The sequence below is a fragment of the uncultured Polaribacter sp. genome, assembly GCF_947501385.1.
Classification (GTDB): Bacteria; Bacteroidota; Bacteroidia; order Flavobacteriales; family Flavobacteriaceae; genus Polaribacter.
The window spans coordinates 137,812-156,560 of record NZ_CANMVP010000008.1; the positions used below are offsets into that span (position 1 = coordinate 137,812).

Sequence of the window (18,749 nt, forward strand, 5' to 3'; positions counted from 1 at the left end):
TAAAGGGATTAGTCAGAAAGTCTTTTTTTTTTAATTTATTCATTGTTGTAAGTAACCCCATCTCATAAGTGAAATAAAAATTATTTGAGAAAATATAATTAACAAACTAACACTAAGCCTCTATCAATAAAGGGCTTAAAGAATATAAATACTTATTAATCAGTTCTTTCGAATTTTCGAATTACTAACTTAAGAAAAGCAACTTTTTCTTTTTTTTTGAATTCTTTTTCTACAATAAAATTTAGAATTGTTAAGTAGACTTTACAGAAAGTAACAAACATTTTTTAAGTTGTACTATTTTTTCATCATAGATGATTTGCAAGTCATCTATATTATGATTGATACTTGATGAGAATTCACTTCCTAAATATTTATGTGAATGGTCATTCTTCCAATAATAAGCTATAAAAGGTTTTATAGTTGATGTAAAATTAATTGTACTTTTTTATCTTACAAATAAAAGTGATTTCTTACTAAAAATAAAATCATTTTCGTTTTTTAAACCTTTTCGAATTTTCGAAAAAGTAATGCTAAAATATAATGTTTCGATATCTAAAAGGGGCTTAAAATACAATAACTCATTGATAATCAGGTATTAATTGATTCCATAGTAACACATAAAGGTGAGCTCATTTAAACCCATTCAAAAGTGTCAGTTTAAGACACTATCTTCTGATTTAATAGCATTCCCTAACATTATTCAATCATTTTACCTTAAATTCAAAATCTTCTTTTAAACCTCTAGATTTTGCTGTGATATTGATAGCTGATTCTGTATTACCAATCCTAATTAGTGCAGTTGCAATACCTGCTTCTGCCTTTATAGGATCTACATTTAAAATTTCTATGGCCTCACTTATACTTAATTCAATTGTTTCTGAAAAATTTGGATTTATAGTACCGTTATCATCAACCGCAGCGATATAACAAAACACGACATCATTAACACCTGTTTGCGGTTTTTTACCACTTTCGTCTATCCAAATTTTAAGCTTTGTTGGTTTTTGAGGTGTTTTTACCACATCTTCACCAACTTCTTTTCCGTTCATAAAACCAACTGCTTTTATAGTTCCTTTCTCAAATTTATTAATTTTAAAAGTAAATGGTGGATGATTTAGCTTATTGGTATTTTTCCCAGTGTCTGGTTTTTGTTTAGCTATTAATTCATCATTTAAATATAAACTAACTTCATCTGCATTAGAGAAAACTTTGATATCTAAAGGAGATTTCTCATTCCAAAAAGACGCAATTTTTAAAACAGCACCTTCATCAAAATCTCTTTGACTTTGATAAAAATAGTAACCAAATTTTGGTATTCTAAAAGTATCCATAATTCCAGAGCGTTCTATATCTTCATGATACCCCCTATTATAATCGTACATTACCCAATAACTGTCTGAATAAGCAACTGTATTTAAATTATCATTATGAGCCTCTTGTATATTGTGCGCTTGTTGTAGCATTCTCGTTTCTCCAAAACCTCTTGCTTGTCTACTACTCATTTCGTCTCGTAAATCTGGAGGTAAATTGTCTTGATTTAATCCTGCACTTTTAGAATAATATTCCCAATCTCCATATTCTGAAACTGAATAGGGTTTCTCAAAAGATGTTGGTGGGTGTAAAATTCGATGTTGACGCGCTTGCAGATAAATATCATAAACATCATCTTTCCAACCACAAGAAAATACGTTTTCTCCTGGATACTCTTCATGCACTATTTTATTCAATTTTTCCATAAAAAATAGAGGCATAGCTGTTTCGTTTAATGAGACTTCCCAAGCCAAAACTGAAGGTCTATTTCTATCTCTTTTAATTAATTCTTTGGCAGATTTATAACAGTAATTTCGAAATGCATCTGTATCATTATAATATTGCCAACCCATGATGGCATCAATAACTACCAAACCTAACTCATCACAAGCATCCATAAATGCAGGTGATTGTGGATAGTGTGATAATCTTATATAATTAAAACCAGCATCTTTTATTTTTTTTGCATCTCTATATTGTGCATTGTCAGATAATGCGTAACCAACAAATGGATATTCTTGATGACGATTTACGCCTCTTAAGAAAGTTTTTTCTCCGTTGATGTAAAGCTGATTTTCTTCATCAAAAGTAAATTCTCTAATCCCGAATTTGGTGATTTCTGAATCTATTTCTTTTTCATCAATAAAAATTCTTGTTTCTAATTGATATAAATTAGGATTTTTAGGTGACCATAATTTCGCTTCATTTATTTGAAACAAATTATTGAATTCAGTATCTTTTTTTGCTTCAATTTTTTGAGTTGATACTTTTTCTTTGACTAAAGCATCATCGTAAAAAATGCGATTTATTAGTTTAACTTCTTTGGCTTTATTTTCTTCGTTAATAATATGCGTTTTAACTGCAACTTCAGATTTAGCTTTGGTAACTTTTGGATAAGTAATAAAAACACCACCACTTGCTATTTTATCTGCTAAAACTGGATCAGAAATATATGTTTTTTCTGAAATATGCAACCAAGCATTTCTATATAAACCACCAAACATATTAAAATCTAATCGCTCTAGAGGTTTTGGTCCTGTAATTTTATTATCTGTATTGTCTAATTTTACTGCAATTATATTATCGTTTCCCTTTTTTACAAATTTGGTGATATCTACTTTTACAGGTAAATAACCTCCATGATGTTCTGAAACTAAAGAGCCATTAACCCAAACTTTAGAAAAGTTCATTGCTGCTTCTAATTCTAAAAAAACTTTTTTAGTATTTGGATTTACAGGAATATCAAATGTTTTTCTGTACCAACAAATGCCTTGCCATTGATCGTTTACAATTAAAGGTTCTATCTTTGCTGTATGTGGTAAACTTACTGATTCCCAAGAGGAAATATCAATGTTTTTTTCGCTAAAGTCTTTATTAAGGTTATTTTTATCCTCAATTCTTTTAAATTCCCAATTTTGATTAAAATTTACCTTTCTTTCATAGTTTGATGTAGAATTACATGCAACCAAACTGATAATAATGACTGCTAAAAAACTATACTTCAACCCTTTTTTGAAACTATTTTTCATATGATTAATTGTACTTTTTTATTTTTTGAAAATTCCACCAGAAAAAGGATAATGTTGATTTTTAACACTCTCTCTTTTTAAGATTCGATTGGCTTTTTCTACCAACTCTGGATATTGTTTAGAAACATCATGTTCTTCACTTATATCTATTGATAAATCATATAATTCTGTATGATAATTATCGTACATTCTTACAGCTTTCCATTTTCCAAAACGAGTGGCTTGTTTAAACCCTTTTTCACCTCTACCTTCTTGAATTTCAAAATAGAGAAAGTCATGTTTTTGTTGATTTTCTTTTCCTAATAATTCTGGCAACATAGAAATTCCATCAGTTGCATTTGGTGATGTTGTCTCTGCAACTTCTGCAAGAGTTGGCATCATATCATAAAATGTAGCTTGATGGTTTGTTGTTTTTCCTTCAGGTATTTTATTTTGCCAATATGCAAACATGGGTACACGAACTCCTCCTTCATACAAATCTCTTTTAAAACCCTTTAATCCACCAGAACTATCAAAAAACTGATAACTATGATGATTTTCGTTTGTTGGGCCATTATCGCTTGCAAACACAATTAATGTGTTTTCTAATTCACCAATTGCTTTTAATTTATAGAAAAGTCTTTTTATTTGACTATCTAACATCGTAATTCTTGCAGCATGACGTCTTTCAATTTCTGGCCATTTTTTAATTTTATCAATATATAAATCTGTTTTACTTAAAAAGAATTCATGAGCATGTGGTGTTCTATAAGACATATATAAAAAGAATGGTTTGTCATTTTCTTTGTCTTCTAAATATTCTAAAGCAAAATTTGTTCTAAATTCGTCTAAACAAGAATAATTATTATAATTATAAAAAACAGAATCTTGTCTGTTATTTACCCAGTGAACACGTTCATCTAATTCGTTTCCTTGTTCGTCTTCTCCCCATTGTTCTTGCACTGCATAATCAAAACCTCTACCTTTTGCCCAAGTAGACATGTCTTCTGGAGTGCCCATATGCCATTTACCAATCATTGCTGTTTGGTAACCAGCATTTTGTAACATTTCTCCTAGGGTTTTTTCTGATTTTTCTAACGGAACTCTATCCCATTTACCATTTACAATTCCTTTGTTTCCTCTGATACTTAAATGTCCTGTATGTAAGCCTGTCATTAAACTGGCTCTTGAAGGCGAACAAACAGAAGTACCTGCATAAAAATCTGTAAACCGAACACCTTTAGAAGCTAACGAGTCTAAAAATGGAGTTTTTATTATTTTTTGACCATAAGAACCTAGTTCTCCATAACCCATATCATCCGCTAATAAAAAAATGATATTCGGTTTTTTATTGGTTTTATTTTCTTTTTTAATTTGTGATGTTTCAGTTTTATCAGAACTAGTACAACCAAAGAATATAGTTGTAATTAGTAAAAAACAAAAAAAAATTAATGAGGATAATTTCATAAACATAGAGTTATTTTTATTCTATTTAAAAGGAAATAATTTGGAAGTAGAGTGCTCTTTTTTCAATATGTTTTTTATTTCTAGAACTATTTTTGGATGTAAATCTGCTACATTATTTGTCTCTTTTTCATCTTTTGATAAGTTATATAATTCTAATCTTCCTTTATTTTTCTCTTTAGAATTTATATTGTACCAAACTGCTTTCCACTTGCCTTTTCTCAATGCTTTTCTACCTCCTCGAATGTTAAACTCCCAATACAAAAACTCGTGTTCTCTTTGATTTTTTCTATCATTTAATAAAGTTGGGAGCAAAGAAATTCCGTCTGAATTGTAATTACCTTGTGCACCAGATATTTCTACAATTGTTGGTAAAATATCCCAAAAAGCAGAGACGTGATTTGAGATAGAGTTCTTTTTTATTTTTGATGGCCATGAAACAATAAAAGGTGCTCTAATTCCACCTTCATATAAATCTCTTTTTACACCTCTTAATCCGCCAGAACTATTAAAATATTTAGGGTTTGCACCACCTTCTGTATGAGGACCATTATCACTAGAAAACATGATAATTGTGTTATCTGCAATACCTAACTCTTCTACTTTTTTAACAATTTGTCCAACATATTCATCCATTCTATTTACCATTGATGCAAATGTTGCATACGGTTTTTCTTGTGACGAATATTCTTTTGGGACGATATCTTTACCATAATCTGAAGTATATCTACTATCTTTTGTATGCGGAACTTCTTCAAATTTATTCTCATACTTTTTAAACAACGAATCTTTTGGTGAAATGATTTCTGCATGAGGCAATACCAAAGGAACGTAAGCAAAAAAAGATTTTTCTTTATTTTTTTGTATAAATTCTAATGTTTTTTTCTGAATTACATCTGGAGCATAAGTTACTTTTTTTGTCCAGTCATTCCCTGATAAAGAATCTATTTTTTGATTATGATTCAGGTAAGGTGGATAATAACGATGTGCTAATTTTTGGTCATTATAACCATAAAACTCATCAAACCCTTGATTATTTGGGTCTCCTTCTCCAAAACCTAATCCCCATTTCCCAAACATACCAGTTACATAACCTTCTTTTTTTAATATTTCTGCAATTGTAATAGCATTTGCTGGTAAAGGTGTCTGTCCGTCACCAAATTCCTTATTTCCTCTAATTGGAGTATGACCAGTGTGTTGACCAGTCATTAAAGAAGATCGAGAAGGGGCACAGACAGAAGCTCCAGAATAATGTTGCGTAAAACGAATTCCTTGAGAAGCTAAATCGTCTAAATTGGGCGTTTCTATCCTTTTTTGTCCATAAACACCTAAATCTCCATAACCCAAATCATCAGCTAAAATATATATGATGTTTGGTTTTTTTTCTTGATGTTTCTCTTTTTTTGCGCAAAAAGAAATTAGTAACAAAAATGGTAATAAATGTAGTGCTTTAAACTTCATTTTAAAATTTATAAATATTACTAATCGAATGTGATATCTTTAGAGTTTTCACCATATTTTTTTCCTCTTATTTCTTCAAAAGTTTTGATCATTTCTTGAAGTTTTTCTGGTTTTGATTTTGCCAAATTGTTTTGCTGTGATTTATCTTCCTTCAAGTTATACAACTGATAATAAGGAAAACTACCAACTTCAATGCCAACAGCTTCTCTGTAATTTTTGCCTTTGTAAGGTGGAATCATTATCCAATTTCCTTCTCTTAAAGCAGTTCTAGAAGTAGCTTCAATGATTAAATGTTCTCTACCTTTTTCTGTCTGTCCTAAAAAAGTATTTAATAAATTTTCGCTATCTTTTAAGTCTTCTTCTGCGCCAACTAAATCTGCAATAGAAGCTAACAAATCTATTTGGCAAACTAAAGCATTTGATACTTGTGGTTTAATTTTTCCTTTCCAATAGATAATAAATGGTACTCTTGTACCAGCTTCAAAAATACTGTATTTACCACCTCTTAAACCTCCTTTTGGATCGTGATTTCCAACTTTTTCAACAGCATCATCATAATAACCATCATTTAAAACTGGCCCATTATCACTTGAAAAAACAATTAATGTGTTTTCTAAAATTCCTTCTTTTTCTAGAGTTTTTATAAACTCACCAACCATAAAATCTGCTTCTAAAATTACATCACCTCTTGGTCCCATTCCAGATTTACCTACAAATCTTGGATGTGGAGTTCTTGGTACATGTGGTTGTTGCATGGCATAGTATAAAAAGAAAGGTTCTTTTTTATGTGATTTTACATAATCTTGTGCCTTAGCCAAAAAGTGATCTGCCATATCAATATCGCTCCATTTTGCTGCTTCACCACCTTTCATATAGCCAATTCTTGGTATTCCGTTTACAATACTGCTGTTATGTCCATGATGCCATTTCATAGTTAGCATTTCTGGGTTAGATATTGCTGTAGGTTCTCCTTCGAAATTTTCTTTATAGTTAATTTCTATTGAATCATTTTTATCTAAACCAACTACATTTCCGTCCTTTATATAAACTGTTGGCACTCTATCCTGCGTAGCTGCAAGAATGTATGAATCATCAAAACCAACTTCATTTGGTCCTGGAGAAATACGTTTATTCCAATTAACAACTCCTGTTCCTAAACCTAAATGCCATTTACCTACAATTGCTGTTTGGTATCCTTTATTTTTTAATAATTTAGGCAAGGTTTGTTGTTCTGTTCCTATTAACAAAGGTGCTGTTCCTGGTAAAATTTTAGCGTTTTTATTTCGCCAAGGATAAACACCTGTTAATAAGGCATATCTACTTGGAGTACAAGTTGCAGATGAAGCATAACCATTTGTAAACTTTATACCTCCACTTGCTAAAGCATCTATGTTTGGAGTTTGTAATTCAGTTGCTCCATAAGAAGATAAATCTCCATAACCTAAATCGTCTAAATAAATAATGACGATGTTGGGTTTGTTAATTTGTTTTTCTTCTTCTTTTTTCGTTTTGCAAGCAGAAAAGTAGATAGTTGAAAAAATTATGCTTAAAAAAATGATTTTTTTATCCATTATCGAATAATATTAAAATTTAAATTGTAGTTTATCTGTCTTCAAGAATTAATAAATCGAAATTATCTAACCATAGTTTTTGAACAATTGCATCATTTTGTCCATTTTCGGTAATATTAATATCAAATCGACCTGCAGTTAGATCAGGTAAAGTTACTTCAGGTAAAGTAAGTCTTACCCATTTTCCTTTTTCTGTTATAGAAATATCAAAATTAAATGTACCTTCTACAGATGCTGTGAAATTATATTGAATGTTAGTCATCGTTGTTGCTGGATCTATAAAAACCCAAACAGATGGAATATAAGAACCTGCACTCACAGGACTTAAATTACCATACTGACCACCTTGCAATCTTGCCAACGTTGGAATACCAGCAGCAGGTGTTTCAAATTTCATAGAACTATTGCCTTCGAATGCCATAGAATCATCTCTAAAATAGTATAAAGGTCCGTTCTCATTATTTGCATTATGCTGTGCAAAATAACCTTCTGTGTTTGCTTTTTTAAATTGATTTCCAGAACCACCCCATTCTATCTCGTAGCCAGTATAACCATCAATATTCATAGCTCCTTGGAAATTCATTTCCACTGCTTGATTGCTAAAACTTGCTAAATTTCTCTGATCTACAGAGGTAATATTCCCTGCCGTGTAAGAGAGAGTTATAACGTCTGTATTAAAGATTGGTTGGGTTAATACCAAATCTATTTGCGTAGCATCATTAGAATTTATCGTTACTGATGATACAGGGATATTTTGGTCGAAACCAGCAGCCATATTTACAACATGAACTGTAAAATTACCTTCTTCTCCAGTAACATTTGCAACTTCTCCAGTAACGTTAAATGATAATACTTCTGACTCGTTTTCTACGATCTCTCCATTAATTACAAAAGGTTTTGTAGATGGAATTACTTCTATATTTACTGGGATTAGTTTGGTGGCTATGCTTACAGCACTCTCAACATCTGTTCTACTTGATGTGATGCTACCACCAGAAAAATTTCCTAAACTGTTGTATAAAACACCAACTGAGTCTAACACACTTGTTGGTATATTTCCTCCATCAAAAGTCCATGTTCTTAAATTGGGTTGACCAACTACTGTTTTGTCTAAAAAAACAAGTTCTTCGCCAGCTTCTATCGTTAGTTTTTTCCATGATGCTTGATTTGAAATATCTGGCATATCTGTTTCATCAATATCTAAAACAATTTCTGTACCTCTTAAAATTTGAAAAGCTGGTTTAACATCGTCATAAACAGTAACAGTAAATGTTTTTTCAACTAACCAGGTGCCATCTTCTTGTTTTGTTGATTCTGCAACAGAATCTTTAAATACATTGTTTAACACAATTTCTTTAACTCCAGGTTCTGTAAATAAAACATTTAACAAATCTTCTTTAATAGTTAGTGGACCTGCTTCTTTAATAAAATCGGTATAAATTGAATCTTTTTCACTAAAAGTATTTTCTAATAAGCTTGTGCCAGAAGGAATACTCCAACTATGTGATATAGCATTTTTAGAAAGATCTGTAAACCCAACGTAACTGTTTAGATTTGTGTTATAATTACTTGCATCAAATCCTTTGGAAGTAAACCATAGAAAGCTTGAGAAATATCCACTAGGTGCTATATAATCTTCATTATTACAATTTGTAAATAGAAGAATTATTAAAACGTATAATATGTGTATTTTTTTCATCCTTTTTATTTTTATTAGTTAGTAACAGCGTTGTTATTGAGAGTTTCAGACGTTGGTATTGGTAAATAACCATTTGTATAGAGTTGAGCTGTTCTAACATATTCTTTAATGATTTGAGGATCTACCGTAGGATCTGGACTTACACCAAATCTTACCAAACTATTTTCTCTTGTTTGTATTGTTCCAGTAGCATCATCAAAATAATTATAATCTACTAAATAATAATCTCTTGTTGCTAACTCATTAAATCTATCACTTGCTATTCCCCATCTTCTTAAATCTATTACTCTGATAGAAACACCTTCTACAGCTAATTCTAAAGGACGTTCTACATACATTAAATGCTCCATTAAGCTGTTTGGCGTGTATGGTGTTCCGTCAACTAAACTGGCGTTTTCGTCTAATAATTCTAATCCCCAGCGTTCTCTTACAAAATTAATATTAGTTATTGCAGCAGAAATATTATTGTCTCCTAATAGTAACGCTTCTGCATACATTAAATGAACATCTGCTAATCTATTTAAAATAATATTTTTACCAGATTTCCAATTATTATCACCTAAATTATTTTCGTTATCTATGATATCATGATTGGTGTATTTTTTGAAAAAACCATATTTTCTCTCTCCAATGGAGCTAAAGTTAACAGCTATTGCCGCAGATGGTTGACCGTAATATTCTGTATCTTCATCATTTACCATTGCTATCATTGCGGAAGCTCTTAAAGATACTTTTCTTGGTCTTAAAGCATTTGTACCTCTATCTATTACCAAATTTCTTGGATCTGATAAATCTAATGGTTCTGTAGCAAAAGCATGAATTAGCCAAGAAGATGCTGTAAATTGTTCATTTGTATTTCCACCACCAACAGCAAATGGTGCAGAATACCTTGCATTTCTGGTAAAAAAACTTTCTTCATCAAAATTATTGTCTTCTGGTTGTTGACTATTTGAGTAATTTATTTCTAGAATTGATTCTGAATTAAAATCACCTGCAGCTTTAAACATAATATTAGCATCTTGAACTAATGCGTATCCGTAAGGACCATTGATAACATCTTCAAAATATGTTTTTGCTATTTGGTAATCTGCTGGATTATCTGAGGCAGAGTATAGATAGCTTGTTCCTAAAATTGTTGCTGCTGCACCAGCAGTTGCTTTTGTTTTCTGTGGAAATTGTGCAGGTAAATTTTCATAAGCATACAACAAATCTGCTCTAAAAAAATCCATCACTTCTTGAGAAGTACTTAATGGTTTTGAAAACTCTTCTTGTGAACCAGGAATTGCATCTCTTATTACAATTCTACCTTCATTAAATAGCGAATGTAAATAAAAGTGAGCTAAACCTCTAAAAAAACGAGCTTGTCCCATTTGATTTCTCCATTCAGTTTGACTTTTTAAGTCTTCTGACATACTGTTTAAGCCATCAATTACTTGGTTAGATCTCCAAATAACTTGGTATAAGGCGTTCCATCTTAAATTTAAAGAATTATCGTTTTCTAAAATAATATGTTGGTAATAATTTAGTGCATTTACACTTATTCTACCTTCTCTAATACCTGGGAAAGCCATATCTGATCTCCAAGCTTCTTCTTTTGGACTTGTAATCCAACTATTTAACATTGCACCATAAACGGATGTTAATACGGTTTGAGATTCTCCTAGATTTTGAAAATAGGCATCTGCAGAAACCTCGTTAGGATTTGTTTCATCTACATAATCTGAACAAGATTGAGTAAATGCTATAATAACAATTGTTACAAATATTTTTACATAATTTTTCATATTCTTATTTTTTTAAAATGATACTTTTAAACCAAATGAATAAATAGCTGTGATAGGATATCTTGAGCTGTCAATACCTCTTCTAGCAACGTTAGTTCCACCAATTTCTGGATCATAACCTTGATAACTTGTAAATGTAATTGGGTTTTGGGCGCTTAAATAGAATCTTAATCTATCTGCTCCTATTGCTTCTGTTGCATTTTTTGGAAACGTAAATCCTAGAGTAATTTGTTTTAACCTTAAATAATCTCCATCTTCTAGCCAATAGTCTGTAGTTCCTTCGTAATTTGGATGAAATCTAGAAGTAGAAATAAAAGAAGGAATATTTGATGTTGGATTGTCTGGAGACCATTGATTTACCAAATCTTGATGACGTTGAAAATTATAAGTAGCAGCTTTGTTACCATTCAAAATTTCTGCACCAACTGTTCCAAACCAATTCATAGATACATCAAAAAGCCCCATGCTCCAATTAACGTTCAAACCATATTCAAAATCTGCTAATCCGCTACCATGATAGGTTCTATCTTCGCTTGTTATATTTCCATCTCCATTTGTATCTACATAAATTAAGTCACCAAAATTTGCACTACTTCTTGATGGAAATTGTCTGTAAGCATCAAGTTGCTCTTGCGTTTTAATTATACCATTTGTTTCATGTAAAAAGAAAGCACCAACTTCATAACCTTCTGCAATTACAGATACTACAGATGTTGGATCATTACCTATTAATCTTGAGTTGGCATTATAGATGATGCCCTCATTAGCTACTTTAGTGATTTCGTTTTTATTAGTAGTAAATGTTGCTCCAAAATTAAGTTTGCTTTTACCCAAATTAGCTTTATAATTTGCTGCTATTTCTAAACCTTGATTTGTCATATTACCCACATTAAGCACTAAATTTTGACCGTAATATGCACCGGAAGAACCTGGTAATGTTACTGGAAATAACATATCATTCTTTCTTGTATTGTAATAATCTACCATTAAACTCAATTTATTTTTAAACATAGAAAGATCTATTCCTATATTATCAGAAACAGAGGTTTCCCATTTAATATCTCTATTCGCATAAGATCTTATAGAAGAACCAAAATCTACAGCACCATCATTTTCATCAAAAATATAATCTGCAAAGGGTGCTATTGTACTTTGAAATTCATAATCGCTAAAACTATCATTACCAACTTCTCCGTGACTTAATCTTATTTTAAAACTATTAATGGTTTTTCTTAATGGTTTCCAAAAGGATTCTCTATGAACGTTCCAAGCTGCAGCAACAGAAGGAAAAACACCCCATCTGTATGTTTCTCCAAAACGGGAAGAGCCGTCATATCTTGCTAAAGCAGATATTATATATTTACCTGAATAGTTGTATTGTACTCTTGCCAACGAACCAACTCTTTTGGTTGTGTAATTAAAACCACTACCAACATTCTCATTTATGGTACCACCATTTAATATGCTTACGTTATTATTTGTAATACCTTCTATGGAAGCAAAGAAAGTCTCAGAATTATCTTCTTCTAAAGTAAAAACTGTTTGTGCAGTAATATTGTGTTTTCCAAATTTCTTTTTATAGGTTAAACCTGCATCCCAACTAAATTTTGTAGTTCTGTTAGAAGTTGCTGTAACACCACTTCTTGTTGGGTCTGAATCTAACTCACCTGTTTCAACATTAAGCAAATCAAAATTTGGTCTAAAAATATTTCTACCATTATTTATAACTGCACTACCAATATTTGTGATAAAATCTAACGATTTAGAAAGTCTTCTTCTTACTCCAAAATTAAGATTTGTTCTGTCTCTGGTACTATCATCTTTTCTTTTTAATGCTTCAGACAAACCAATAATTGGTGTTTGTGAACCTGCGGTTTCATTAACCAACGCAACGTTAGAACTTAAATCTATTGCTGGAAAATAAGGTCTAAATCTGCTTGCTGTAACAATAAGACCTTCACTAGTTCTTCTTCTATTTTCGTTTGTGCTTGCTATACTTGCATTAATATTCCAATTATCTGTTTTGTAAGTTGTTGAAATACGAGCATTATAACGTTTAAAATTTGAATTGATGATTGAACCATCTTGGTCAAACAAACTTCCAGAAGCATTATATGAAAATTTATCTGTACCTCCAGAAATATTTAAATTGTAAGTTTTTACTTCTGCTGCATCTACTAAAACAAAATTATCAAAAGTGTTATCATTATTTATCCATTCAGGCGTGTTTGCTGTTAACGGACCGAATCCGCCAAAGTTATTAAACGAAGTAACTTCATAAAAAAGCTGGTCTCTTGTATTCATTAAAGGAGTTCCTTCTCCTAAAAATTGAAAACCTTGATTAGCTTCAAAATTAATACTCATAATACCTTCTTTACCTTGTTTTGTGGTTATTAAAATAACACCTGCAGCACCTCTAGAGCCATAAACCGCCGTAGAAGCTGCATCTTTTAGAATATCTATAGTTTCTATTTCATTTGGTGCTAAACCAGGATCTCCAATTTGCGGAATACCATTTACAACAAATAAAGGTGTATTAGAGCCACTTAAAGAAGTTATTCCCCGTATTTGAATATTTGCTGGTTCGCCTGGTTCTCCTGAAGCAGAAGAAACACTAACTCCAGCTACTTGTCCTTGTAATCTAGAGGCAACATCTGAAGTTATAAACTGATCTATATTTTCTGATTTTATTCTATTTACAGCACCCGTAATTTCCTTTTTATTAACTTTACCATAACCAACTACAACTATTTCGTCTAATGATTCTGTATCTGATTCTAGAGAAACATTTAATTCTGGCTTTGTTATTTTAACTTCTTTATTTTTCATTCCTAAATAAAGAAAAGTTAACGTTTCTCCAATACTTGCTTCAATTGAATATTTACCATCAAAATCTGTAGTTGTTCCCCTAGTTGTATTTTTAACAAATACAGAAACTCCAAACAAGGGCTCTCCATTTACACTATCTGTAACAGTTCCTTTAACCTTGGTTGTTTGTGCTTTTATATTAACGCTACAAAATAGCATAACAAAAAAGCTTAAAATCCAGTACTGTAAAATCTTATTTTTGTTTTTCATATAAGTTTTGGTTTACTATTTATTCTTTATTTAAAATTTTTCTGAAAATCTTTATCAGCTACTATAATTTTATTTGCTTTGCCTTTGTAAATATTACCTTCAAAAACAATATTTTTTGATGATTTAATTTTTATTGCTGGATTCTCAGGAAATAATTGAGGAAAAGTACCAGAATTTGTGATTGTATTTTCTTTGAAAATTAAACCATCTGTATTTGTAATTAGTAATATTAAATTGTCAAACTGATTAAAAGTATTTTTCGAAATTTCTATATTCTTAAATGCTATGTTTTCATTATTATCATCTGTAGCGAAACGAATCACTGGCCTATTAAAACCACTATGTTGGCTATCTTGAAAAATATTATTTCTAATAATAACATTTGTTGCGTTTCCAGACTCAAACCAATGGCCACTTTCTACAGGAATTAAAATAGCTTCCATTTCTGTGCTAAAGTAATTATCTTCAATAACAGTATTTATTGGGTTAGATATTAATAAACCTCTTGCTCTGTTGTTTTGTATTTTGCAATTTTTAACTAATAAATCTGGGTATCCATCCAAATTTTCAATTAAATCACCTGTTTTTAAGTTTGAAGGTAGTTTTTCATTAAATGTTATTATTTGATACCTATTATTTATGTACTCTACTTTTTTAATAGTTCCTTTTTCGTAAGAATGAAAAGATTTTTCTAATCTTACAAAGCCAAGTGTTTCGTTAGGCTGTCCTATTACAAATCCTTTTTGCTGATAATGCATCATTCTTACACCAATCTGTGTATCACTTAAAATATCTACGATTTTTTGATAAGTTCCGTGCACATTTGTTGCATCATCTAACTGATTTTCGAATGTTGAATTTTTTAAAACTACTTTTCCGCTACAACCTACAAAATGTGTAGCATCTGCAGTTGTAGAAACCATTCTACCTTTAGAAGGTGTTACATTAAAATTATCTAGTATTAAATCTGAAGAATTTTCTGCAATTAGACCCATTCCTCCCGCATGATGGATAGTTACATTTGTACCCTTAAAACCTTTTGTGTGCTTAATTCTAAAAGCTGGTGCAACTCTATTATATGCCTGATCTCCTTTCATAGTTAAAATCATACCAACAGGCGGCATTAATTTTTTGTGTCCATAAATACGCACCAAACCTGGTTTTAATTGTACCACTTTTAAGTTAGATTCTTTTTTTAGGTTTTTACTTACTAATGATCTTTCGTCATTAATATATTTGTATTGTAAGTTTTCTAAACCGTTATGGACATTATTTTTTTTGGTTGTGGTAATGTTAGTGTAAGATTCTGTATTGTATGCAACTGCTTTTCTGCTTGGATCATATAGAATAGATTGACCTAATGTATGCTCATAGTATTCTTTGATAAAGTAGATTTGATTATTCCTAATTTCATAAGGATATTCGTCAGAAATTTTCATATCAAAAGTTTTATTTTTCTCATCGCTTGCTACAATTAATCCTTCGCTGTGGAAGGGTTCACTCCAATCTATAGACAAATTTTTAATGTTAATATTTGAGCTATTTTCAATAAAAAAAGGGATAATAACTCCATGAAAAATAAATGTAGAACCTTGACCATCTATAGTAAGGTTTTTAAAGTTTTCTATTGGAAAAGGTGTATTCACCATCAAATCACCATGATTAGAAATGTATGCAAACCTTTCTAACCCTTTATCTGGATAAAAATGATAGATTCCTTTTTCAAACTTTATTTCTGATATAGGATTATTTTTAGCATCTAGTATCCTTTTTAAAACTGTTGCGGTTGCATCCTCTTTAATGTTACTTTTAAAAGTTACCACTTTTGGTTCATTGTATTGCGCAAAGCAGCTTGAAAAAAGTAAAATACAAACTAGATAAAAAAATGTCTCTTTTTTTAAATGGTTAATAAATTTCATCTTAAATGTGTTCATATAAAAAAGTATAAGTTTTGTAAATTTGACGTTTTATGTAAACTTTAATAGTTTTATCAGTAAATTTTATGTGTCTGATAGTAAATTTGAAAAATAAAAATAGATAATTCGCTATATTTCAGATAATTAAAAAAATATCATTTATTGTGTTTTATCCATGTTTTCAAGTAAGAAATGGTATTTAAAAAGATGAAGTTTAGTTTTTTTTCTTTTAAAATCCATGAAATATAAATATCTAATCCCCTAAAAAAATTCTTTCTGTAAATATTTTTATTGGTCTTAAAAAAAGTAGTCCTCTTTTAGGATTTTTTTTTACTTAAAGATACATCTAGTTTATCTATAAATACATTTTTCGAAACATATTACTCGAAATTTGATTATTTAAAAATAACCACGTAAAAAAGTAATTATGTTAAAAAAAGCAACAAACCTTTTTAGTCTTAAGATAATTTTATTTTCACTTTTAATAATTTTTTTCTCTGCCTGTTCAAAGACAGATCCTGAAGAGTTTATTGAAGAAGAGGAGGGTGATGATGAAGTTGTAGAAGCAGTAGAACCAGTAAACGAAGCAGATTTTTATATAGAACCATCAAGTTTTGCTGTTGAAAAAAATTTGGTTACAGATTATGGTGCAGATATCATTTTTAGCACAGATGACAGTACTATCCTGCAAACTGCAATAGATGATGTAAATTCTCTCGGAGGGGGGAAATTAATAATACCTGAAGGAAATTTTACTTTCGAAGATATTAATCTAAAATCTAACGTACATTTGAGAATAAGTGATCAAGCAGTCATAAAACCAATGGCAACTGGAACTAGAGGTTATGTAATATTTAGAGTGACCAATGATACATCTTCAACACCTTTAGAAAATGTAAGCATTATTGGTACAGGTGGAGGAAAATTTACTGTTGACTTAAGAGACGCTCAGAATGATAAAGTACGAGTAATACAATCTTGGAATGTAAAAAATTTTAAATACAGTAATATACTTGTACAAGATAAGAAATCTATTTTTGCTGCTGTTGAATTTAATGGAGTAGAAATTGGTGATAAAGTCTACGGTCCAAGATTTGGTGTGGTATCAAATATAGATCTTATCGATTCACACTACGGTTATGGAGTTGTTCAATTACAATTAGGTCGTGAAATTTACTTTAATAACTTATATGGAAAAGGAGGTATTACTTTAAGAATAGAAACTCACAATAAAACACTATACGATGCATCTAAATATGTTGCACCTGATAATCTTTTTGGTAGAGATATTAGATCTGAAAATGGAAATTGTGCTGTAATGTTATCTCCACATTTTGTTAAAATTGGAAAAGCAGATATTGGTATAATAAAATCAGTAGGAAGTGGTTATGCCGTAAGAGTTGAAAAAGGATTTGTTACAGCTAAAGAACAACAAGATTCAAATGTTACGTTAACCGATGGTAGCTTTAGTACTGAAACTTTAATTAGAAATGTAGAAGTTACTTACCTAGATAATACTGCTCAAATAAAAAATAAAGATTTTAAGTTTATGCCTTGTAATATTAGACCAGAACAATACGAATACACTAATGAGCCAGGTTTTACTTTTGATACTTATATCTATGAACAAGTGGCATCAATTGGTGGGGGAAAAAATGTTGCTAATTATACCATAGATTTTAATCCAAATCAAATTACAGTAATTAACTCATCCAATAGCGGAGGCAGAAAAGCATTTATTGAAGAAGATGATACTATTAATTGTAATTAAGAATTAATCTTTTCTTTTTCTATTTATCTGCATCTAAAGCTGATTTAAATTTTTATGAAATAAATATTTTTAGATTCATTCTATAGCAGATGATTCCCTGAAAATAATGATAGTAGCAAAGCAGCCATATTATTCCAGGTTGTAGCAGTTTAAAACCGTAAAAATTGAAAAACAATAAACCTCTATCAAAATTCATATTATTTCTAACAGTATTATCTGTTTTAAATTCTTGTGTTTCTAATAAAAAAGAAGGGAATAGTTCTTTAAATGAAAGAGCTATTCCCTTTAAAATTAAAGAATCAGACTTTTATGAAGTTCCTAAAGCATTTAAAATAACAAAGATTTTTAAAGCACTCGATAATGATTTTAATACTAATGATAGCCAAGAACTGCAAAAAGCAATTAATGATTTACACAAATTAGGTGGAGGTAAATTAATTATACCTAAAGGAAACTACACGTTTTCGGAAATTAGTTTAAAATCTAACATACACTTAAGTATAAATTCAGAAACGGTAATTAGACCTTATGAAAATAGTGAAAATGACAATTATGCTGTTTTTAAAATTACTAATAATTTCTCTTTTGAACCTATTGAAAATACAAGTATAGTAGGAAATGATGGTCAATTTACAATCGATTTAAGGCATTTAAAAAATAAAAATTTAAGAGTAATACAAACTTGGAACGCAAAAAATTTTGTGTATAGTAATATTCTTATTGAAGATAATTATTCAAGATTTTCTGCATTAGAATTTAATGCAGTGGAAATAAATGATAAAATTTACGGATCTAAAAATGGAGTAGTAAAAAATATTAAAGTAAAAAATGCACATTATGGTTTTGGAGTTGTGCAACTACAGTATGGTAATAAAATATTATTTAAAAATTTATTGAGTTATACGTTTAGCTTCTGTTTTATTAATTTTTGATATACTGGCTTTTCTTCAACCATCCTACAAATCGT

10 protein-coding genes are annotated in these 18,749 nt (G+C 30.2%); 2 read left to right on the plus strand and 8 right to left on the minus strand.

Annotation, left to right across the window (positions count from 1 at the left end; translation table 11 throughout):
- Positions 1 to 704: 704 nt before the first annotated feature.
- From Q0998_RS07305 to Q0998_RS07340, 8 genes are read right to left on the minus strand one after another with little or no spacing between them, the layout of a single operon-like run.
- Positions 705 to 3,059 carry a glycoside hydrolase family 2 TIM barrel-domain containing protein gene (locus Q0998_RS07305; RefSeq protein ID WP_299668248.1) on the minus strand — a complete coding sequence of 785 codons (2,355 nt, stop codon included), beginning with the start codon at positions 3,057 to 3,059 and terminating at the stop codon, positions 705 to 707.
- Positions 3,060 to 3,077: 18 nt separating this feature from the next.
- A complete protein-coding gene (locus Q0998_RS07310) occupies positions 3,078 to 4,505 on the minus strand; it encodes an arylsulfatase (protein ID WP_299668251.1) in 1,428 nt (475 codons plus the stop codon).
- A gap of 21 nt (positions 4,506 to 4,526) precedes the next feature.
- Complete coding sequence (locus tag Q0998_RS07315; protein WP_299668253.1) at positions 4,527 to 5,963, minus strand: arylsulfatase; 1,437 nt, start codon at positions 5,961 to 5,963, stop codon at positions 4,527 to 4,529.
- Positions 5,964 to 5,983: 20 nt separating this feature from the next.
- On the minus strand, positions 5,984 to 7,534 hold the full coding sequence (locus tag Q0998_RS07320; RefSeq protein ID WP_299668256.1) for an arylsulfatase: 1,551 nt from the start codon (positions 7,532 to 7,534) through the stop codon (positions 5,984 to 5,986).
- 31 nt (positions 7,535 to 7,565) lie between these two features.
- Positions 7,566 to 9,233, minus strand: a complete 1,668-nt coding sequence (locus Q0998_RS07325) for a hypothetical protein (protein ID WP_299668259.1) — start codon at positions 9,231 to 9,233, stop codon at positions 7,566 to 7,568.
- A 14-nt stretch (positions 9,234 to 9,247) separates the two neighbouring features.
- Entirely contained in the window at positions 9,248 to 11,017 is a 1,770-nt protein-coding gene (locus Q0998_RS07330) for a RagB/SusD family nutrient uptake outer membrane protein (RefSeq protein ID WP_299668262.1), read from the minus strand.
- Between the two features lie 12 nt (positions 11,018 to 11,029).
- Positions 11,030 to 14,095, minus strand: coding sequence for a TonB-dependent receptor (locus Q0998_RS07335; RefSeq protein ID WP_299668264.1), 3,066 nt, complete (start codon positions 14,093 to 14,095; stop codon positions 11,030 to 11,032).
- Positions 14,096 to 14,121: 26 nt separating this feature from the next.
- Positions 14,122 to 16,014 (minus strand): right-handed parallel beta-helix repeat-containing protein, encoded by a 1,893-nt coding sequence (locus Q0998_RS07340; RefSeq protein ID WP_299668266.1) that lies wholly within the window; start codon positions 16,012 to 16,014, stop codon positions 14,122 to 14,124.
- Positions 16,015 to 16,438: 424 nt separating this feature from the next.
- Here Q0998_RS07340 and Q0998_RS07345 point away from each other — a divergent pair, with 424 nt between their 5' ends.
- Positions 16,439 to 17,782 carry a hypothetical protein gene (locus Q0998_RS07345; RefSeq protein ID WP_299668269.1) on the plus strand — a complete coding sequence of 448 codons (1,344 nt, stop codon included), beginning with the start codon at positions 16,439 to 16,441 and terminating at the stop codon, positions 17,780 to 17,782.
- Positions 17,783 to 17,946: 164 nt separating this feature from the next.
- On the plus strand, positions 17,947 to 18,714 hold the full coding sequence (locus tag Q0998_RS07350; RefSeq protein WP_299668272.1) for a hypothetical protein: 768 nt from the start codon (positions 17,947 to 17,949) through the stop codon (positions 18,712 to 18,714).
- The last annotated feature ends 35 nt before the right edge of the window (positions 18,715 to 18,749 follow it).